This window comes from Klebsiella sp. JB_Kp031 (genome assembly GCF_040064295.1).
In the GTDB taxonomy this organism is placed as follows: domain Bacteria; phylum Pseudomonadota; class Gammaproteobacteria; order Enterobacterales; family Enterobacteriaceae; genus Klebsiella; species Klebsiella quasipneumoniae.
In genome coordinates this window covers 1-20,586 of sequence record NZ_JBEAJW010000041.1, presented here as the reverse complement: position 1 = coordinate 20,586, position 20,586 = coordinate 1, and the positions used below count along the sequence as shown (strand labels likewise).

The following is a 20,586-nucleotide window of genomic DNA, read 5'->3' as shown; positions in this document are numbered from 1 at the left end:
CGGGGAAAATAGCCCTCCCACGCAGGCGTTTTTTACTGAAATAAGGTGCAGGACGCGACGCTTGCTTTACAATGGATGAGCAAACATGGGCAACGTCCGATAAAGGAAAAAGATGGCAACGCTAAAAGACATTGCGACCGAAGCGGGTGTTTCGCTGGCGACGGTTTCCCGGGTGTTAAACGACGATCCCACCCTGAATGTAAAAGAAGAGACCAAGCATCGTATTCTGGAGATTGCGGAGAAGCTGGAGTATAAAAGCAGCAGCGCGCGTAAAACTCAGGTCCTACCTGTCGGCCATCATCATATCCTGGCGCTGTATAGCTACCAGCAAGAGCTGGAAATTAACGACCCTTACTATCTCGCCATTCGCCACGGTATTGAAACCCAATGCGAAAAGCTCGCCATCGAGCTCACCAACTGCTATCTCAATAACACCCTGCCCGAGCTGAAAAAGGTCACCGGCGTATTGATTATTGGCCAGCCGACGCGCGAGCTGCGCGAGACCGCCAGCGCGCTGACCGACAATATTTGCTTTATTGATTTCCACGAAGCCGGTAGCCCGTACGATGCGGTGGATATCGACCTGGTACGTATCGCTAAAGAGGTGGTCGACTTCTTTATCCAGCAAGGCGCGTCGCGTATTGGATTTATCGGCGGCCAGGACCAGCCCGGCAAGGCCGATATTCGTGAAGTGGCGTTTGTGGAGTACGGCCAGTTGAAGGGCGTGGTTTCAGCCGATGATATCTGGCGCGGCGGTTTTTCCAGCTCGTCCGGTTATGAGCTGGCGAAGCAGATGCTGGCGCAAGCGGAGTTTCCGCGGGCGCTGTTTGTCGCCTCGGACTCCATCGCCATCGGCGTGCTGCGCGCCATTCACGAACGCGGGCTGGCGATCCCGGAAGATATTTCGCTGATTAGCGTCAACGATATCCCCACCGCGCGCTTTACCTTCCCGCCGCTGTCGACGGTGCGGATCCACTCCGAAATGATGGGCAGCCAGGGGGTGAACCTGCTGATCGAGAAGGCCCGCGATGGCCGCGCCCTGCCGCTTAACGTTTTTGTTCCCAGCGTGTTGAAGCTGCGCGGAACCACCCGTTAATCCAACCACATCCCGGCGGCGCTACGCTTAGCCGGGCTACCGGTCCTGGCCGGAACGCCACTCTGTAGGCCGGGTAATGCGAAACCGCCACCCGGCGTAAAGCGGCTTAATCCCCCATCCAGTTCCCCGGCGGCGCTTCGCCTGGCCGGGCTACCGGTCCAGGCCGGAACGCCATTCTGTAGGCCGGGTAAGGCGAAGCCGCCACCCGGCACAACGCGGCCTCATCCCCCATCCAGTTCCCCGGCGGCGCTTCGCCTGGCCGGGCTACCGGTCCTGGCCGGAATGCCATTCTGTAGGCCGGGTAAGGCGAAGCCGCCACCCGGCATAAAGCGGCTCATTTTGTGATCAAGTTAAAGTAAATCATCCCTGACGATTTTATTTAGTAAAATTTTTACTAAAATGAGGTTTATCTTATTAAGCCGTTCAGGGAGGCGATATGAATCGCTGGGAAAACCTTCAACTCACTCATGAAAACAGGCTGCCGCCGCGGGCGTATTTCTTCTCTTACGACTCACTGGCCCAGGCGCGGACCTTCGCCCGCGAAACCAGCAGCCGCTTCCTGTCCCTCAGCGGGCAGTGGAACTTCCGCTTTTTCACCAACCCGCTGCTGGTACCGGAGAGCTTTACCTCGTGCTTTCAGAACGAGTGGGGGCCGATTACCGTACCGGGTATGTGGCAGATGGAGGGCCACGGTCAGCTGCAGTACACCGACGAAGGTTTCCCCTTCCCCATCGACGTGCCGTATGTTCCGACCGATAACCCGACCGGCGCCTACCAGCGCCTGTTCACCCTCGGCGACGGCTGGCAGGGCAAACAAACCATCATCAAATTCGATGGCGTCGAAACCTATTTCGAAGTCTACGTTAACGGCCAGTACATCGGCTTTAGCAAAGGCAGCCGCCTGACCGCCGAGTTCGATATTAGCGCGGCGGTGAAAACCGGCGACAACCTGCTGTGCGTGCGCGTGATGCAGTGGGCGGACTCCACCTATATTGAAGATCAGGACATGTGGTGGTCGGCGGGCATTTTCCGCGACGTCTATCTGGTGGGGAAAAATCCGCTGCACGTGCAGGATTTCACCGTGCGCACCGATTTTAACGATGACTACATCGACGCGACCCTCTCCTGCCAGCTGACGCTGGAAAACCTGGCTCCGCAGACGGCGGCGGCGACGCTGGAATATACCCTGTTCGACGGCGAAAAGGCGCTTTATTCGGGCAACGTCGGTCAACTGCAGGTCAGCCAGCAGCTGAACACTGGCTTCACGATTGATGTGAGCGCGCCGCAGCAGTGGTCGGCGGAAAGCCCGTATCTTTATCATCTGGTGCTGACGTTAAAGAACGCCGCCGGCGAGGTGCTGGAAATCATCCCGCAGCGCGTCGGTTTCCGCGATATCAAAGTGCGTGACGGCCTGTTCTATATCAATAACCGCTACGTGATGCTGCACGGCGTAAACCGCCACGATAACGATCATCTGAAAGGCCGCGCGGTCGGCATGGATCGCGTGGAAAAAGATCTGCTGCTGATGAAGCAGCACAACATCAACTCGGTTCGCACCGCCCACTACCCGAACGACCCGCGTTTCTATGAAATGTGCGATATCTACGGACTGTTCGTGATGGCGGAAACCGACGTGGAGTCCCACGGTTTCGCCAACGTCGGCAACCTCAGCGCCATCACCGACGACCCGGCCTGGGAACACATCTACGTTGAGCGCATCGTGCGCCACGTGCACGCGCAGAAAAACCATCCGTCGATCGTCATCTGGTCGCTGGGTAACGAATCCGGTTATGGCTGCAACATCCGCGCCATGTACCACGCCACCAAAGCGCTGGATGATACCCGGCTGGTGCACTACGAAGAGGATCGCGACGCCGAGGTGGTGGATATCATCTCCACGATGTATACCCGCGTACCGCTGATGAACGAATTCGGCGAGCACCCACATGAAAAACCACGCATTATTTGCGAATACGCCCATGCGATGGGCAACGGTCCCGGCGGACTAACTGAATATCAGAACGTTTTTTACCAGCACGACTGTATCCAGGGCCACTACGTGTGGGAATGGTGCGACCACGGTATTCAGGCCTGCGACGAAAACGGCGCGGTGTGGTACAAATTCGGCGGCGATTATGGCGACTACCCGAACAACTACAACTTCTGTCTTGATGGCCTGATTTTCTCCGACCAGACGCCGGGGCCGGGCCTGCGCGAATACAAACAGGTCATCGCCCCGGTAAAAGTGCAGGCGCGGGATATCTGCCGCGGCGAACTGCGGGTGGAAAACAAACTGTGGTTCTCCACTCTCGATGACTACACCCTGCGCGTTGAAGTGCGCGCCGAAGGCGAAACGCTCTTCAGTCAGTTGCTGAAAGTGAAAGACCTGGCGCCGAACAGCGGCCGCGACCTGCAAATCGCCCTCCCGCAGCTCGACGAACGTGAAGCTTTCGTCAACATCATGGTGACCAAAGATTCGCGCACCCCGTATAGCGAAGCCAATCACGATATCGCCGTCTATCAGTTCCCGCTTAAAGCGCGAACCGCCGCGCGAACGCCGCTGTTAAACGCCAGCGCCACGCCGCTGCAGATTGTCGATGAACGCCTCAGCTACACCATCTGCGGCCATAACTTCCGCGTGGTGTTCAGCAAGGTCAGCGGCAAACTGAGCGAATGGCAGGTCAACGGCGTCGACCAGGTAACCCGCGAGCCGAAGATTAACTTCTTCAAGCCAATGATTGATAACCATAAACAGGAATACGAAGGACTGTGGCAGCCGGCCCACCTGCAGATAATGCAGGAACATCTGCGCGAATTCAGCGCCGAAATAGAGGGCGAAACGGTGGTGATCACCACCCGCAGCGTAATTGCGCCGCCGGTGTTCGACTTCGGTATGCGTTGTACCTATCGCTGGCAGATTACCCCACAGGGCCACATCAACGTTGAGCTGGCCGGCGAGCGCTACGGCGACTATCCGCACATCGTCCCGTGCATCGGCTTTATGCTGGGCATTAACGGTGAGTTCGACCAGGTGAACTACTATGGCCGCGGACCGGGCGAGAACTACGCCGACAGCCAGCAAAGCAACATCATTGATATCTGGCATACCACCGTCGACGATATGTTTGTCAATTATCCGTTCCCGCAGAACAACGGCAACCGTCAGCACGTGCGCTGGGCATCGTTCAGCGACCGCCACGGCAGCGGTCTGCTGGTCGTACCGCGCAATCCGCTCAATATCAGCGCCTGGCATTATACGGCGGAAAACCTGCACGCCGCCCAGCACTGCAACGAACTACAGCGCAGCGATGACATCACTTTGAATATCGATGCGCAACTGCTCGGCCTCGGCTCCAACTCCTGGGGCAGCGAAGTGCTGGATAGCTGGCGCGTCTGGCTCAACACCTTCAACTATGGCTTTACGCTGCTGCCGCTGGAGGGCGGATGCGGCACCTCGCAGGTACTGGCGAACCATAGCTTCGGCGCCGGTTTCTTTTCCCCCGTTGCACACAGCGAGGCTGAACAATGAGAATTCTCGATAATTTAGAACAGTTTAAGCAGGTTTATCATAGCGGCCGCAAATGGCAGCGCTGCGTGGAAGCCATCAATAACATCGACAACATCCGCCCGGGCGTGGCGCATTCCATTGGCGATTCGCTCTCCTATCGAGTGGAAACCGATAGTACGACCGACGCGCTCTTTGTCGGCAACCGCCGCTACTTTGAGGTGCACTATTACCTGCAGGGGCAGCAGAAAATCGAGTTTGCCGCCAAAGAAAATCTGCAAACTGTCGCCTGCTACCGCGACGAAACCGATCGCGAATACCTGAAAGGGATCGGTGAAACGGTGAAGGTTCACGAAGGGCAGATGGTGATTTGCGATATCGACGAAGCCTACCGCTTTATCTGCGATGCGCCGGTAAAAAAAGTGGTGCTGCGAGTCACGGTTGAAGACGGCTACTTCCTCAATAAGTAAACCCGCGTTAAGCGACAAGGGAGGTCAACGGGTACGCCCGTTGGCCTTTCGGTTCCAGCCCGCTGCGGCGGGTAGATGAATGATTGGAGGACGTATGTCCGAATCTGTACGTGCCAAAATCGGCAAGTTCGCGCTGTTATCGATGGCCTTTACCGCCGTCTTTAACGTGCGAAATATCGTCAATAACAACATTGAGTTAGGGCTCAGTTCCGCGCCTATCTTCTTATTCGCCACTATCGTTTACTTTATCCCGTTCGTGTTTATCATCGCCGAATTCGTCTCGGCCAATAAACACTCCGAATCCGGGATGTACGCGTGGCTGAAGCAGCCGCTGGGTACCCGCGCCGCCTATCTTGGTTCCTTCCTCTACTGGTTTGTGAACCTGTTCTTTTTCCTCTCGCTGTTGCCGAACGTAGTGGCCTACGCCTCATACGCGATCACCGGGTACGCGATCCCCTTCTCGCCGATGGTGACCTCGCTTATCTCCATCGTGCTGTTCGCCATGGCCACCCATATATCCACCAAAGGGGCGACCTGGCTGGGTAAAATTTCCGAATGCGTGGCCTACGGCGTGTTCGCTTTGTTCGCGATTTACGTTGTCGGCGCGCTGACCGCGCTGGGTTTCGGTCACGTCCCGGCGCAGCCGATTACCCTGGCGGCGATGGAGCCGACCATCAACTGGGCGACGCTCGGTATTATGTGCTGGATTTTCCAGGCCGCGGGCGGCGCGGAAACCGTTGCCGCCTACCTCAACGACACCAAGGGCGGGCAGAAATCCTTTATTAAAGTCATCATCACCGCCGGGGTGCTGATTGGCGGTATGTATGCCTTAGGTTCGCTGCTGGTTAACGTCTTTGTCGCCCGAGAGAACCTGACCTATGCCGGCGGAATGGTGGAAATCTTTACCGGTCTCGGCGCCTACTTCCACATTTCTGAAGCGCTGATGGGCCGCTTCGTCGGCATCATTCTGTTTATCGCCATCTTCGGCAGCATGATGATGTGGACCGCCGCGCCGGTCAAAATCCACTTCTCGGAAATCCCGAAAGGTATCTACGGCCAGAAAACCACCGAGTTGAACGCTCACGGCGTGCCGGTACGCGCCGCCTGGTGGCAGTTCCTGTTCGTCTTCCTGATGCTGATAGTTAACGGCTTCGGCTCCGCCAGCGTGCAGCAGATGATGAACACCGCCATTAATCTCACCGCCGGTACCGCCATGCTGCCGCCGCTGTTCATCATGGTCGCCTACTTCGTCTTCCGCTGGAAACACGATGACACGCCGCGCGATTTCCGTATGGGCTCAAGGAAAGTGGGCATGAGCGTGGTATCGATGCTGATAGTGATTTTCGTGGTTAGCATGACCGCTTCGGCCTTCCCGCCAGGCGTCGATCTGGTTAACGCTTTCTTTATCAACGTCTTTATGACCGCGGTCTTCTCCGGCCTGGCGTGGTGGTGGATCACCCGCTTTGAAAAAAAGCAGCAACGTCTGCGCGCCGCGGCGCCGGTTAACGCTGCCGCCGCCGGTAAATAACATTCCTGTCGTCCCGTCAGCCCCTCATCGGCTGGCGGGATTTTTTTAACCCTCGCCTGATTACGTATTACTCAACCTTTTTCGTGATCGAGTTAAAGCTATTCGGTTTCTTTACTTCTATTTACTAAAACTTTTACTAAAATCGACATTAATTCTTAACTACCTCTACCCTACAAACAACACAACCCCCTTCAGCGACCCTCTGAAGGACAATGTGTGGAGATGTGTTATGTCTGATACTAAACGTAATACCATCGGCAAGTTCGGCCTGTTATCGCTGACCTTTGCCGCCGTTTACAGTTTCAATAACGTCATCAACAACAATATCGAACTGGGGCTGGCGTCGGCGCCGATGTTCTTCCTCGCTACCCTGTTCTACTTCATTCCGTTTTGCCTGATTATCGCCGAGTTCGTGTCGCTGAATAAAAACTCCGAGGCCGGGGTTTACGCCTGGGTGAAGAGTTCGCTCGGTGGCCGTTGGGCGTTTATCACCGCCTATACCTACTGGTTCGTAAACCTGTTTTTCTTCACCTCGCTGCTGCCGCGCGTGATCGCCTATGCCTCTTACGCCTTCCTCGGCTACGAATACATTCTGACGCCGTTCGCCACCACCGTGTTGAGCATGGCGCTGTTCGCTTTCTCCACCTGGATCTCCACCAACGGCGCGAAAATGCTGGGGCCTATCACCTCCGTCACCTCATCGCTGATGCTGCTGCTGACGCTCTCTTATATTCTGCTGGCCGGTTCCGCACTGGTGGGCGGCGTGCAGCCAGCGGATCCGATCACCGTCGAAGCGATGATCCCTAACTTCAACTGGGCGTTCCTCGGTATTACCACGTGGATCTTTATGGCGGCGGGCGGCGCGGAATCGGTGGCGGTGTACGTCAACGATGTGAAAGGCGGCTCGAAATCCTTCGTTAAAGTGATCATCCTCGCCGGGATCTTCATCGGCGTGCTGTACTCGATCTCCTCCGTGCTGATCAACGTCTTCGTCAGCAGCAAAGAGCTGAAGTTTACCGGCGGATCGGTGCAGGTGTTCCACGGCCTGGCGGCTTACTTTGGCCTGCCGGAAATGCTGATGAACCGCTTCGTCGGCCTCGTTTCGTTTACCGCGATGTTTGGCTCGCTACTGATGTGGACCGCCACTCCGGTTAAAATTTTCTTCTCGGAAATTCCCTCCGGCATCTTTGGTAAAAAAACCGTCGAGCTCAATGAGAACGGTGTCCCGGCGCGCGCGGCCTGGATCCAGTATCTGATCGTTATTCCACTGATGATCATCCCGACGCTGGGATCCAACACCGTGCAGGATCTGATGAACACCATCATCAACATGACCGCCGCCGCTTCAATGCTGCCGCCGCTGTTCATCATGCTGGCCTACCTCAACCTGCGCCGCAAACTCGACCATCTGCCGCGCGATTTCCGCATGGGCTCGCGTACCACCGGCATCGTGGTGGTATCCATGCTAATTGTGATTTTCGCCATCGGTTTCGTCGCCTCAACCTTCCCAACCGGCGGCAACATCCTGACCATTATTTTCTACAACGTTGGCGGGATCGTGATTTTCCTTGGCTTCGCGTGGTGGAAATACAGCAGATACGTCAAAGGATTAACCCAGGAACAACAACAAATAGAAGCGGCTCCGGCTTCCCATACCTCTTAAATACCTTAAAAAAATGAAAACTAACTCTTACTTATACGGGGCACTCGTTGCCCTGGCTTTTTGCGCCCCTGCGGCGGCCGCTGAGACCGTCCATCCGGCCGAGCACGACGATACCAAAACGCCGGAATTAACCACCACCTCCTATCGCTTTTACGGCGAGTTGGGGGTTGGCGGATACATGGATTTAGAAGGCGAGGACAAACATAGATACAGCGATGGCACCTATATCGAGGGCGGGCTGGAGGTCAAAAACGGCCACTGGTTCGGGCTGATTTACGGCGAAGCCTGGACGGTACAGGCCGATAGCCAGGGCAATGCCTGGACGCCCGGCCACAGCTGGGGTGGCGTGGAAGGCGGCCTTAACCGCCTCTATGGCGGCTATAAAACCGATAACAACACCGAGATCATGCTCAGCCTGCGCCAGGATTCGTCGCTGGACGACCTGCAGTGGTGGGGCGACTTTACCCCCGATCTGGGTTATGTGATCCCCAATACCCGCGACATCATGTACGCGCTGAAGGTACAAAACCGCAGCGGCGATTTCCGCTATAGCGTCACCGCCACGCCGGCCGGTCATCACGATGAAAGCAAGGCCTGGCTGCACTTCGGCAAATATGATCGCTATGACGATAAGTACACCTACCCGGCAATGGTCAACGGCTACGTTCAGTACGACATCGTCAAAGATGTCACCTGGATGAACGGCCTTGAAGTGACCGACGGCACCGGACAGCTATTCCTGACCGGCGTTCTGTCGCCCAATCTGGCCTTCCGCGCCTGGCACCATACCGGCCGCGCCAAAGGGCTGGATGTTCCCGGCAGCGAAACCGGCTTTATGGCCAGCGCCATGTATGAAGCATTAAGCGGGCTCTACTTCTCCACCGCATACAGCTACGCCAAACACCGCCCGGACCACGCCGCTGATGAAACCACCGCGTTTATGCAATTTGGCATCTGGTACGAATACGGCGGCGGGCGTTTCGCCACCGCCGCCGACAGCCGTTTCTATACCAGCAACGCCAGCGGCGACCCGAGCGACAAAATTTTCCTGATGCAATACTTCTACTGGTAACAAGGAGCCGAGATACCATGAACCTCACCACTACGCTGACGCCGCTGGCCTGCGCGCTGATGCTGAGTTTTTCCGCCCACGCCGTCACCGCGCAGGCGTTTAAAAACGTCATCGACCGCAGCGGCGCGCCGCAGTATATGCAGGATTTCGACGCCGATGACCACCAGCGCTTCAACCCCTTCTTCGACCTCGGGGCGTGGCACGGCCACCTGCTGCCCGATGGCCCGGCGACCATGGGCGGCTTCCCCGGCCCGGCGCTGCTGACCGAAGAGTACCTCAACTTTATGGCCACCAACTTCGATCGCCTGACGGTGTATCAGAACGGCAAAAAGGTCGATTTCACCCTGCAGGCCTGGAGCCTGCCCGGCGCGCTGAAGCAAACGCTGACCGCCCCCGGCGTGAAGGTGGAGATGACGCTGCGCTTCGCCAGCGCCCACACTTCACTGCTGGAGACCAAAATCACCAGCAACACTCCGCTGAAGCTGGTGTGGGATGGCGAACTGCTGGAAAAACTGGCCGCCAAAGAGGGTAAAGCGCTATCGGACAAAACCATTGATGAAGCCTTCCCGGACTATCAGCGCCGTCTGAGCGCCACGCCCGACGGCCTGACGGTCAGCTTTGGCAAGGTTCGCGCCGCCTCCGACCTGATGACCTCCGGCGAATCGCAGTATCAGATCCACCGTTCGCTGGTAACCGAGACCCGTATCGACGGCCACCGCTTTACCAGCAGCGCGGAGATCCGCGGCTCCACCATCCTGTACACTACCTATTCGCACCTACTTACCGCGGAGCAAGCGCGCCAGGAAAAAGCGCAAATCCGCGATATTCTGGCGCGCCCGGCGTATTATCTCGCCGCCTCCGAACAGCGCTGGGACGGCTATCTGCAAAAAGGGCTCATTAATCCGGACGCCACCGCCGAACAGACTCGCGTAGCGGTGAAAGCCATTGAGACGCTCAACGGCAACTGGCGCGCGCCGGGCGGCGCGGTGCATTACCACACCGTCACCCCATCCGTGACCGGCCGCTGGTTCTCCGGCAACCAGACCTGGCCGTGGGATACCTGGAAGCAAGCCTACGCCATGGCCCACTTCAACCCGGATATCGCCAAAGAGAATATCCGCGCCGTCTTCTCCTGGCAGATTAAAGCCAATGATAAGGTGCGTCCGCAGGATGCCGGATTTGTGCCCGATCTGATTGCCTGGAACCTGAGCCCCGAGCGCGGCGGCGACGGCGGCAACTGGAACGAACGCAACACTAAGCCAAGCCTCGCGGCCTGGTCGGTGATGGAGGTGTATAACGTCACCAAAGATAAAGCGTGGCTGGAAGAGATGTATCCGAAGCTGGTGGCCTATCACGACTGGTGGCTGCGCAATCGCGACCATAACGGTAACGGCGTGCCGGAATATGGCGCGACCCGCGATAAGGCGCACAACACTGCCGACGGCGCCATGCTGTTCACGGTGAAAAAAGGGCAAACCGAGCAGACGCTTTCCGGCCTCAGCGCCTACGAGCAGGTGACGGCCAAAGGCGATTACGACAGCCTCGAAATCCCGGCGCAGGTAGCGGCATCGTGGGAATCCGGGCGAGACGATGCGGCGGTATTTGGTTTTATCGATAAAGAACAGCTGGATAAATATGTCGCCAACGGCGGCAAACGCAGCGACTGGACGGTGAAATTCGCCGAAAACCGCGACCGCGACGGCAACCTGCTGGGGTATTCGCTGCTTCAGGAGTCGGTCGATCAGGCCAGCTATATGTACAGCGATAACCACTATCTGGCGCAGATGGCGACCGTTCTTGGCAAAGCGGAAGAGGCAAAGCGCTATCAGGCGCTGGCGGCGAAGCTGGCGGATTATATCAATACCTGCATGTTTGACCCGCAGACCCGCTTCTATTACGACATTCGTATCGAGGAACAACCGCTAGCCAACGGCTGCGCCGGTAAACCGATCGTCGAGCGCGGCAAAGGGCCGGAAGGCTGGTCGCCGCTGTTTAACGGCGCGGCGACGCAGCAACATGCTGACGATGTGATTTCGGTGATGCTCGACCCGAAAGAGTTCAACACCTTTGTGCCGCTGGGCACCGCCGCACTGACCAACCCGGCCTTTGGCGCCGATATTTACTGGCGTGGACGGGTGTGGGTGGATCAGTTCTGGTTCGGCCTGAAGGGAATGGAGCGCTACGGTCATCGCGATGAGGCGCTGAAGCTGGCGGACGCCTTCTTCCAGCACGCCAAAGGCTTAACCGCCGATGGCCCGATTCAGGAGAACTACAATCCGCTGACCGGCGCCCAGCAGGGGGCGCCCAACTTCTCGTGGAGCGCGGCGCATTTATATATGTTGTATAACGAGTTTTTCCGTAAGCCGTAGCGTTTTCCCCTCACCCTAACCCTCTCCCACAGGGAGAGGGAACCGTTCGAAGCCGCTTTTCTCCCTCTCCCCTCGGGAGAGGGTCGGGGTGAGGGCTCGTCTCACACCTGCGGCAGCAGGCCGATAAAGCTGCGCTTCTGCCGCGGCTGCGACATCATCTCCTCCAGCTTTTCGACGCAGGCTAAATAGTGCGGGGTTTTCTTGTGCGCCAGCACCGCCTCATCGTCTTTATAGGCTTCGTAGATAAAAAAGCGGGTCTTCACTTCCGGATCCTGCAGGACATCAAAGCGCAGGTTGCCCGGCTCCCGCAGCGCGCCTTCGTGGTTGGCGCGAAATACCTCGAGAAACTCGTCGACCCGCTCCGGTTTGATATTGATCTCCACCAGCGTCACGTTCATTTCCGCTCTCCCTGTTTCTCTTCCTGCCAGAACTGGTACGCTTCGCGCGCGTTCAGATTCTCATGCACCACCTTTTTCACCGCCTTCAGCATCGCCCGTGGGGCGCTGGACTGGAAGATATTGCGTCCCATATCCACCCCGGACGCCCCCTGGTCGATCGCCCGCCAGCACATCTCCAGCGCCTCATGCTCCGGCAGCTTTTTGCCCCCGGCGATGACGATCGGTACCGGGCAGCTGGCGGTCACTTTCTCAAAACCGTCCTCAACAAAATAAGTCTTCACAAACTGCGCCCCCATTTCGGCGGCAATCCGGCTGGCCAGCGAGAAGTAGCGGGCGTCGCGGGCCATCTCTTTGCCGACGCCAGTGACCGCCAGGACCGGCATACCGTAGCGGTTGCCGGCGTCCACCAGTTTGATGATGTTATTGATCGACTGATGTTCGTATTCGCTGCCGATATAGACCTGCGCCGCCACCGCGCAAACGTTGAGACGCAGGGCGTCCTCCATCGCCACCGCCACGCATTCGTTGGAGAGTTCGCTTAAAATCGAGTTACCGCCGGAGGCGCGCAGCACCACCGGTTTATTGGTCGCCGCCGGTACCTGGCTGCGCAAAACGCCGCGGGTGCACATCAGCACGTCGGTCTCCTCAAACAGCGGCGCAATCGACAGGTCGATACGCTCCAGCCCGGTGGTTGGCCCCTGGAAGTAACCGTGGTCGAAGGCCAGCATGACCGTGCGGTTGCTGTGCGGATTAAAAATGCGCGCCAGCCGCGACTGCATGCCCCAGTCCAGCGAGCCGCAGCCTTTCAGGGTGTACAGCGTGTTCTGCTGCGGGCGGTCGAGGCCGAAGTCCTTGCCCTCTTTGATATCATCTAAATCAGCCATCTCATCCTCCGTCAGAAGTCGTAGTTATTGATGTTCTCTTTGCTGAACACCACGCGCTCCGGCAGCAACACGATACCGTTGCCCTTCGCCTCATACTGGTAGCCCTGCACGCTGTTCGGTTCGACCTTCAGCGAGCCGATATCTTTCACCTCAACGCTATCGCCGACGTTAAGATCGCCCTTTTTCAGTAATCGATCGGCGACGTTAACCGCAATTTTGCCCTGCTGAACCACATCCCACAGACCAAAGGCTTTCACCGTGCCGCGCTCCACGTAGGGGCGCATCACATTGGGTGTACTAAAGCCGACGATCGCCACGCCCTGACGCTTGAGGTTCTCCGCCGCCTGCGCCGCCGCCGGCAGGGCATTGGCATCCGGCGCGATAATGGCGTCGAGATCCGGATACGCTTTTAAGATCCCCTCGGCAGTTTGCAGCGATTTGGTGGCATCGTTATAGCCAAACTGGGTGGTGACGATTTGCCACTGCGGATGTTCTTTTTCGATTTTGGCTTTGGCTTCCTTCACCCACTGGTTCTGGTCGGTCACCGTCGGGCTGGAGTAGAAAAACGCCACTTTGGCAGCGGGCTTCGTCACCTGCTTTTCCGCCATCTCCACCAGCAGGCCGCCGAGCTGCTGCGGCGTGCCCTGATTGATATAGATGCTGCGGCACTCCGGCTTGGTATCGGAATCCCAGGTCAGGACTTTCACCCCGCGCTGCATCGCCCGCTTCAGCGCCGGACACAGGCCGTCCGGAGAGACGGCTGAGACGATAATCGCGTTGTAGCCCTGGTTGACGAAGTTGTTGATAAGCTGCACCTGGCCGGAGACGCTGGGCTCGGTTGGGCCGTCATAGGTGACATCCACGCCCAGCGCTTTCCCCGCCTCTTTCGCGCCGTTGCCGCCGCTGGTAAAGAAGCCGACGCCGACCAGCTTAGGAATAAAGGCGATACGGTCCGCCGCTTGCGCGGTTGCCACGCTCATCGCCAGCGCCAGCGTGCTGACCTGCAGGATACGTTTTGTTTTCATTGTTGTGCTCCGATTGTTTTACGCGAGAAAAGACGCCGCCAGGTCGTGTGCACCCATTCACGGTGCAGGCTCAGCGAGCGCCCCATCACCACCACAACCAACAGCGCCCCTGACAGCGCGCTCGACACCTGGTTGGGGATGCCGACCATCTGTAAACCCTGTTGCAGATACCCCACCAGCAATGCCGCCAGCGCGGTACCCAGTATCGATCCCGAGCCGCCGTAAATATTGGCCCCACCGAGCACCGCCGCGGTCAGCGCCGGCATCAGCAGGTCACGGCCTAAATCCGAACGCGCCGAGCCGAAATAGGAGACCATCACCAGCGCCGCGACCGCCGAGGCAATACCGACCAGGCCATACAGCACATACGGGATGCCGTTCACCGACAGCGCCGCATAGCGCGCGGCGCGCGGGTTTTGCCCGAGTAAAAAGAGGTGGCGGCCAAAGCGCCCGCGATGGGCCAGCAGCCAGAAGAGAAAGGTGATACCCGCGAACAGCACCAGCGGCAGCGGCAGCCCGCCCAGAGTTAAATTGGCGAAGGCGGTGAAGCTGTCGGGAAAGCCGCCGATCCCCTCATAACCGGTGGCGCCGGCCATGCCGGAAAGCAGCAGCGCGCCGCCGCCGTACAGATACAGCGTCCCGAGGGTGATCACCAGCGGGCTGATGCCGGTGTAGTGGATCAGCGCGGCGTTGATTAGCCCGCACAGCAGCCCCAGCAGCAACGTCAGCGACACCGCCAGCCACAGCGGCCAGCCCGCCTGGGTCATCACCCCGAGGGCGATGGCGCACAGTCCGATGGTCGAGCCCAGCGAAATATCGATCCCGCCGCTGATAATCACCAGCGTCAGCGGCAGCGCGACGATGCCGATGCAGATAAAGTCGCTGGTGCTAAAGAGCAGCATATTGAGATCCAGCATGCGCGGATTCAGCGCGCCGAACAGCAGGATTTCCACGACTAATAACGCCAGCAGCGCGCTTTCCCAGTTAAGCTTCAGCTTCATTTAAGCCACCTCTTTGCTTTTGCGTTCGGGAAAGCGGGCAACCTGTTTGCCCCCTTTGTTGCCGGGCTGGAAACGACTGTACTTCAGCGCCCGCTGATGGCGGGCCAGCGCCTGGCGCAGGCGTCCATCAAGCACCAGCACCCCGAGCAGCACCAGGCCGGCGATAAAGTCATTCCACCAGGCAGGAAGGCGGAACAGCACCAGCACGGTGTCGATTTGGGTGAGGAAAAAGGCGCCGAGAAACGCGCCGAGCAGCGTACCGGTGCCGCCGAGCAGCGATATTCCGCCCAGCACGCAGGCGGCGATGGCTTTCATCTCCAGGCCGCTGCCGGTCTGATTGGGCACAAAGCCAATCTGCGCGGCGAAGACGATCCCGGCGCAGGCCGCCAGCATACCGTTGAGGGTAAAAGCCAGCATCCGTGTGCGATTGACCGCCACGCCCAGCTGGCGGGCAGCGGCGAGGTTATCGCCAACGGCATAGAAATCACGTCCAGAGGCGGTGCGCGACAGCAGCCAGCCGCCCGCCAGCAGCAGCGCCAGCACCAGCCAGCCCAGCGGCGACACGCCGATAAACGCGGGCTCCGAGAGCGATTTCAGGCTGTCGGGCAAGCCTTCGATCCATTTCCCTCCGGTCCACAGCAGCATCACCCCGCGATACAACCCCAGCGTGCCGAGCGTCGCGACGATCGCCGGAATGCGCAGCCCCACCACCAGCAGGCCGTTAAAAGCCCCGGCCAGCGCGCCTATCGCCAGCGCGAAGGCGATCGCCGTCGCCAGCCCGTAGCCGTTGTTCAGCGCTACCCCAACGGCGATGGCGCTCAGGCCAACGGTGGAGCCCACTGACACGTCGATATTGCGGGTCAGCATCACCAGCGTCGCCCCCAGCGCCAGCAGGCACAGGATTTGTGAGCTGGCGAAAATCATCGCCAGCGTCTGCAGGCTGAAATAGGCCGGATTGAGCGCCACCAGCACGGCAAACAGCGCCACGATGGCAAAAAAGGCGCTCAGTTCGCGATTCTTGAATAACGTTTTCATGCCTGCCCTCCGAAGGCCAGGGTCATCATGCGATCGACGGTCACCGCCTGCCGCGCCAGCTCGCCGCTGTGGCGGCCCTGATGCATCACCAGCACCCGGTCGGCCAGACCGACGAACTCCTCCACATCGGAAGAGATCATCAGCACCGCCACATTTTGCGCGGCGACGCTTTTCAGCAGCTGATAGATATCGGCGCGGGCGGAGACATCCACGCCGCGCGTCGGCTCATCGACAATCAGCAGCAACGGATTAGCTTCCAGACAGCGCGCCAGCAGCACCTTCTGCTGGTTGCCGCCGGAGAGAGTGCGTACCGGCTGGTCGCCATCGGCCAGCTTGATCCCCAGCGCCCGGTGATAGCGCTCGACCACCGCCGCCTCCCGTTTCCCCTGCTGCCACCACGACGGCTGATTGAACATCACCGTGTTCCAGCGCACCGGCGCATCGAGAAACAGCCCGGAGACCTGGCGGTCTTCCGGCAGATAGACCAGCCCGCTGGCCAACCTGGCGCGGGTGCTCTCCTGACTAATCTCGCGGTTCTCCAGCCAGATCCTCCCGGCGCGCGGCGGACGCAGGCCGTATAAGGTTTCGGCAAATTCGGTGCGCCCGGATCCCACCAGCCCGGCAAGGCCGACGATCTCCCCGGCGCGGATCTCCAGACTGAGATCGATAAAACCTTCGCCAGTGAGATCCTCCACCCGCAGCACGGGAAAATCCTGCGCCTGGGTACGGCGGTTGCCCGGTAGCGCCAGCCACAGCTTTTGCGTGTCGCTCAGCGCATGGTCGCGGCTGGCCGGCGTCATGGCGCTGATAAGCTGTTGGTCGCCGTAGCCCGCCGTTTCGCCACTGAGCACCACTGCCCCGTCGCGCATCACCGACACATGGCTGGCCAGCTGGCGGATTTCCGGCAGTTTGTGCGAGATAAAGACGATCCCAACGTCCAGCGCCTGTAACGCGCGGATCTGGCTAAACAGTCTCTCGGTTTCACCCGGCGTTAAAGAGGCGGTGGGTTCATCCAGGATCAGGATCCGCGCCTCGCGCATCAGGCCGCGCAGGATCTCGACCATCTGTTGATCGGCCACTTCCAACGTGCTGGCGCTGGCATCGAGGTTGATCTGGCAGTTCAGCTGCTGCAGTTTTTCCTGCAGCCGCGCGGTGGTATCCGCCCGCTTCGGCAGACGAAAGAGAATGTTCTCGCGCACGCTGAGGTTGGGAAACAGCATTGGCTCCTGCGGCACCAGATAGATGCCCAGCTGGTGGGCCAGCGCCGGGTTAAGGCGCGCAAACGCGCGTTCGCCGATCGTCAGTTCACCGCTATCCGGGGTTTCGACGCCGGCGATGATCTTCATCAGCGTCGATTTACCCGCGCCGTTGCCCCCCATCAGCGCATGCACCTGGCCCGCGCATAGCGTAAAGTCGATGCCCTTCAGCACGGCAACGCCGGAGAACTGTTTGCGGATCTGGCGAGCTTCAAGCAGTGGCTTCATCGTCGCGCCTCGTTTGAACAAATGATTTTTAAATTTAATAATGTTCAAAAGCGTAGACGGTGAACTATATTTACAACCGTGCGAAGATCACAGTTTGGCGCTTTAGATCGTCCGGAAAAAAGCGGCCAGATATGAAAGATCCGTTTTGCCAGTCGGCTCACACTTTCCGGCCGCGCAATAGCGAACATATGATCTAAATTTTTATAAGAGTTCAATTTATGAGCGAAAAACGCATTACGGAAGACCATCGCTACGCCGGGCTGGCGTTAGCCGAGGAAGAGCTGGTGGCGCGGGTGGCGTGGTGTTACTACCACGACGGCCTGACGCAAAACGACATCGGCGAGCGTTTGGGGCTGCCGCGGCTGAAGATTTCCCGCCTGCTGGAGAAAGGCCGCCAGTCCGGGGTGATCCGCGTGCAGATCAACTCGCGCTATGAGGGCTGTCTGGCGCTGGAAAGTGAACTGCAGCAGCGCTTTGGCCTCAAGATTGCCCGTGTGCTGCCGGCGCTCAACACCCCGCCGATGAATACCCGGCTGGGGATCGGTGCCGCGCAGTCGCTGATGGGCATTCTGCAACCGGGACAGCTGCTGGCGGTCGGCTTCGGCGAAGCCACCATGAGCTGCCTGCAGCATCTCAGCGGCTTTATCGGCTCGCAGCAGGTGCGACTGGTCACTCTCTCCGGCGGCGTCGGCCCCTATATGACCGGCATCGGCCAACTGGATGCCGCCTGCAGCGTCAGTATTATTCCGGCGCCGCTGCGGGTCTCGTCGGCGGAGGTCGCTGAGATCCTGCGCCGCGAATCCAGCGTGCGCGATGTGATGCTGGCGGCGACGGCGGCGGACGCGGCGGTGGTTGGCATTGGCGCTATCGATCAGCGGCGCGACGCGACCATTCTGCGCTCCGGCTATATCAGCGAGGGCGAACAGCTGATGTACGCCCGCAAAGGGGCGGTCGGCGACATTTTAGGTTATTTCCTGCAGGCCGACGGCAGGCCGGTAGAAGGACTGGAGATCCATCGGGAACTGCTCGGCGTGACCCTTGATGAGCTGGCGCAGCTGCCGACCATCGTAGGCGTCGCCGGGGGAGAACAAAAAGCGCAGGCGATTCATGCCGCTCTGATTGGCAAGCGCATTAATGGCCTGGTAACGGAAGAGACAACAGCACGCGCGGTGCTCGCACTGGCCTCCTGACGGCCCGGCGCCGCGCGACAACAGTGAGGCGCATGTCATGAGTTACCTGTTAGCGTTAGATGCCGGGACCGGCAGCATACGGGCGGTCATTTTCGATCTTAATGGCCGCCAGCTGGCGGTGGGCCAGGCCGAATGGAAACACCTGAGCGTCGATAACGTCCCCGGCTCGATGGAGTTCGACCTTACCACCAACTGGCAGCTGGCCTGCCAGTGCATTCGCCAGGCGCTCGACGCCGCCCGGCTCTCTGCCGCCGATATTCAGTCCGTCGCCTGCTGTTCGATGCGCGAAGGGATCGTCCTCTATGACCGCAACGGCGAGGCCATCTGGGCCTGCGCCAACGTTGATGCCCGCGCCAGCCGCGAAGTGGCGGAGCTTAAGGAGATCCACGACTATCGTTTTGAATCCGAGGTGTACGAGGTCTCCGGGCAAACGCTGGCGCTCAGCGCCATGCCACGCCTGCTGTGGCTGGCGCACCATCGTCCCGATATCTACCGCAAGGCGGCGACTATCACCATGATCAGCGACTGGCTGGCGGCGAAGCTTTCCGGCGAGCTGGCGGTCGACCCGTCAAACGCAGGCACCACCGGCATGCTCGATCTGTTCAGCCGCGACTGGCGTCCGGCGCTGCTGGATATGGCCGGGCTGCGCGCCGATATGCTCTCGCCGGTGAAAGAGACCGGCACGCTGCTGGGCGCCGTCACCGAAGCAGCAGCCCAGCAGAGCGGCCTGCGCGTCGGGACGCCGGTGGTGATGGGCGGCGGCGACGTGCAGCTCGGCTGCCTCGGGCTCGGGGTGGTACGCGCCGGGCAAAGCGCGGTACTCGGCGGCACTTTCTGGCAGCAGGTGGTCAATCTGCCGCAGGTGCGCACCGACCCGCAGATGAATATCCGCGTCAATCCTCACGTGATCCCCGGCATGGCGCAGGCGGAATCGATCAGTTTCTTTACCGGACTGACCATGCGCTGGTTCCGCGACGCCTTCTGCGCTGAAGAAAAGCTGATTGCCGAGCGTCTCGGCGTCGATGCCTATTCGCTGCTGGAGGAGATGGCCAGCCGCGTACCCGCCGGTTCCCACGGCGTGATGCCTATTTTTTCCGACGCCATGCACTTTAAGCAGTGGTACCACGCTGCGCCATCGTTTATTAACCTCTCCATCGATCCGGAGAAGTGCAATAAAGCCACCCTGTTCCGGGCCCTGGAGGAGAACGCGGCGATTGTCTCCGCCTGCAATCTGGCGCAGATTTCGCAGTTTTCCGGGGTGACTTTCGACAGCCTGGTGTTTGCCGGCGGCGGTTCGAAGGGAGCGCTGTGGAGCCAGATCCTCAGCGACGTCACCGGCCTGCCGGTGCGGGTGCCGGTGGTCCGCGAAGCCACTGCCCTCGGCTGCGCCATTGCCGCCGGCGCTGGCGCCGGGCTGTACGGCGATATGGCCAGCGCTGGAGAAAAGTTAGTGAGCTGGCACCGCGAATTCAGCCCTAATCCGCAGCATCGCGAGCTTTATCAGGAGATGATGAGTAAATGGCAGTCGGTGTATGCCGATCAGCTTGGTCTTGTCGATAGCGGGCTGACAACATCGATGTGGCAGGCGCCGGGTCTGGAACGCCGCCAGCGCGTTGCGTCTTCCCCCTCACCCTAACCCTCTCCCGGAGGGAGAGGGAACCGTCTGGCGCTGGCCTGGATATCGGTGCCCGTCTTCGCCCTCACCCTAACCCTCTCCCGGCGGGAGAAGGAACCGTCCGGCGCTGGCCTGAATATCGGTGCCCGTCTTCGCCCTCACCCTAACCCTCTCCCGGCGGGAGAGGGAACCGTCCGGCGCTGGCCTGGATATCGGTGCCCGTCTTCGCCCTCACCCTAACCCTCTCCCGG

General features: G+C 59.5%; 16 protein-coding genes. 9 read left to right on the top strand and 7 right to left on the bottom strand.

Annotation, left to right across the window (positions count from 1 at the left end; all coding sequences use genetic code 11):
- The first annotated feature begins 112 nt into the window (after positions 1–112).
- Positions 113–1,096, top strand: coding sequence for a transcriptional regulator EbgR (gene ebgR / locus ABLV64_RS21445; protein ID WP_009485173.1), 984 nt, complete (start codon positions 113–115; stop codon positions 1,094–1,096).
- A 106-nt stretch (positions 1,097–1,202) separates the two neighbouring features.
- Here ebgR and ABLV64_RS21440 read toward each other — a convergent pair whose 3' ends face one another.
- A complete protein-coding gene (locus ABLV64_RS21440) occupies positions 1,203–1,385 on the bottom strand; it encodes a hypothetical protein (protein WP_323109310.1) in 183 nt (60 codons plus the stop codon).
- 147 nt (positions 1,386–1,532) lie between these two features.
- Between ABLV64_RS21440 and ebgA the strand changes: the two genes are divergently transcribed.
- The 6 genes from ebgA (at position 1,533) to ygjK (ending at position 11,703) form a co-directional block, all read left to right on the top strand.
- Positions 1,533–4,625: a beta-galactosidase subunit alpha gene (ebgA, locus tag ABLV64_RS21435; RefSeq protein ID WP_348843161.1), complete on the top strand. Its 3,093-nt coding sequence runs from the start codon at positions 1,533–1,535 to the stop codon at positions 4,623–4,625.
- Entirely contained in the window at positions 4,622–5,071 is a 450-nt protein-coding gene (locus ABLV64_RS21430) for a beta-galactosidase subunit beta (protein ID WP_004900777.1), read from the top strand. Before ebgA ends, ABLV64_RS21430 begins: the two co-directional genes overlap by 4 nt.
- A gap of 94 nt (positions 5,072–5,165) precedes the next feature.
- The gene (locus ABLV64_RS21425; RefSeq protein ID WP_080847449.1) at positions 5,166–6,599 is read left to right on the top strand and encodes an amino acid permease; all 1,434 of its coding nucleotides are present in this window, start codon (positions 5,166–5,168) and stop codon (positions 6,597–6,599) included.
- Positions 6,600–6,828: 229 nt separating this feature from the next.
- Positions 6,829–8,262: an amino acid permease gene (locus ABLV64_RS21420; RefSeq protein ID WP_017899717.1), complete on the top strand. Its 1,434-nt coding sequence runs from the start codon at positions 6,829–6,831 to the stop codon at positions 8,260–8,262.
- Between the two features lie 13 nt (positions 8,263–8,275).
- Positions 8,276–9,334 carry a protein YgjJ gene (ygjJ, locus tag ABLV64_RS21415; protein ID WP_048295617.1) on the top strand — a complete coding sequence of 353 codons (1,059 nt, stop codon included), beginning with the start codon at positions 8,276–8,278 and terminating at the stop codon, positions 9,332–9,334.
- A 17-nt stretch (positions 9,335–9,351) separates the two neighbouring features.
- Complete coding sequence (ygjK, locus tag ABLV64_RS21410) at positions 9,352–11,703, top strand: alpha-glucosidase (RefSeq protein ID WP_117130284.1); 2,352 nt, start codon at positions 9,352–9,354, stop codon at positions 11,701–11,703.
- 101 nt (positions 11,704–11,804) lie between these two features.
- Here the strand turns inward: ygjK and lsrG are convergent, their stop codons facing one another.
- Genes lsrG through lsrA form a run of 6 tightly spaced genes read right to left on the bottom strand, consistent with a single transcriptional unit; the run spans position 11,805 to position 17,530 of the window.
- Entirely contained in the window at positions 11,805–12,101 is a 297-nt protein-coding gene (gene lsrG / locus ABLV64_RS21405) for a (4S)-4-hydroxy-5-phosphonooxypentane-2,3-dione isomerase (protein WP_004181386.1), read from the bottom strand.
- Entirely contained in the window at positions 12,098–12,985 is an 888-nt protein-coding gene (gene lsrF / locus ABLV64_RS21400) for a 3-hydroxy-5-phosphonooxypentane-2,4-dione thiolase (protein WP_004206100.1), read from the bottom strand. The genes lsrG and lsrF overlap by 4 nt, the downstream gene beginning before the upstream one ends.
- Positions 12,986–12,996: 11 nt before the next feature.
- Positions 12,997–14,010, bottom strand: a complete 1,014-nt coding sequence (gene lsrB, locus ABLV64_RS21395; protein WP_032456641.1) for an autoinducer 2 ABC transporter substrate-binding protein LsrB — start codon at positions 14,008–14,010, stop codon at positions 12,997–12,999.
- Positions 14,007–15,011, bottom strand: coding sequence for an autoinducer 2 ABC transporter permease LsrD (gene lsrD, locus ABLV64_RS21390; RefSeq protein ID WP_032456642.1), 1,005 nt, complete (start codon positions 15,009–15,011; stop codon positions 14,007–14,009). Before lsrD ends, lsrB begins: the two co-directional genes overlap by 4 nt.
- Entirely contained in the window at positions 15,012–16,046 is a 1,035-nt protein-coding gene (lsrC, locus tag ABLV64_RS21385) for an autoinducer 2 ABC transporter permease LsrC (protein ID WP_004206103.1), read from the bottom strand.
- Positions 16,043–17,530 (bottom strand): autoinducer 2 ABC transporter ATP-binding protein LsrA, encoded by a 1,488-nt coding sequence (gene lsrA, locus ABLV64_RS21380; RefSeq protein ID WP_017900672.1) that lies wholly within the window; start codon positions 17,528–17,530, stop codon positions 16,043–16,045. The genes lsrC and lsrA overlap by 4 nt, the downstream gene beginning before the upstream one ends.
- Positions 17,531–17,748: 218 nt before the next feature.
- On the opposite strand from lsrA, the gene lsrR reads away from it, so the two are divergent.
- Positions 17,749–18,720 carry a transcriptional regulator LsrR gene (lsrR, locus tag ABLV64_RS21375; RefSeq protein WP_004206105.1) on the top strand — a complete coding sequence of 324 codons (972 nt, stop codon included), beginning with the start codon at positions 17,749–17,751 and terminating at the stop codon, positions 18,718–18,720.
- Positions 18,721–18,757: 37 nt separating this feature from the next.
- The gene (lsrK, locus tag ABLV64_RS21370) at positions 18,758–20,356 is read left to right on the top strand and encodes an autoinducer-2 kinase (RefSeq protein WP_017900671.1); all 1,599 of its coding nucleotides are present in this window, start codon (positions 18,758–18,760) and stop codon (positions 20,354–20,356) included.
- Positions 20,357–20,586 lie beyond the last annotated feature (230 nt).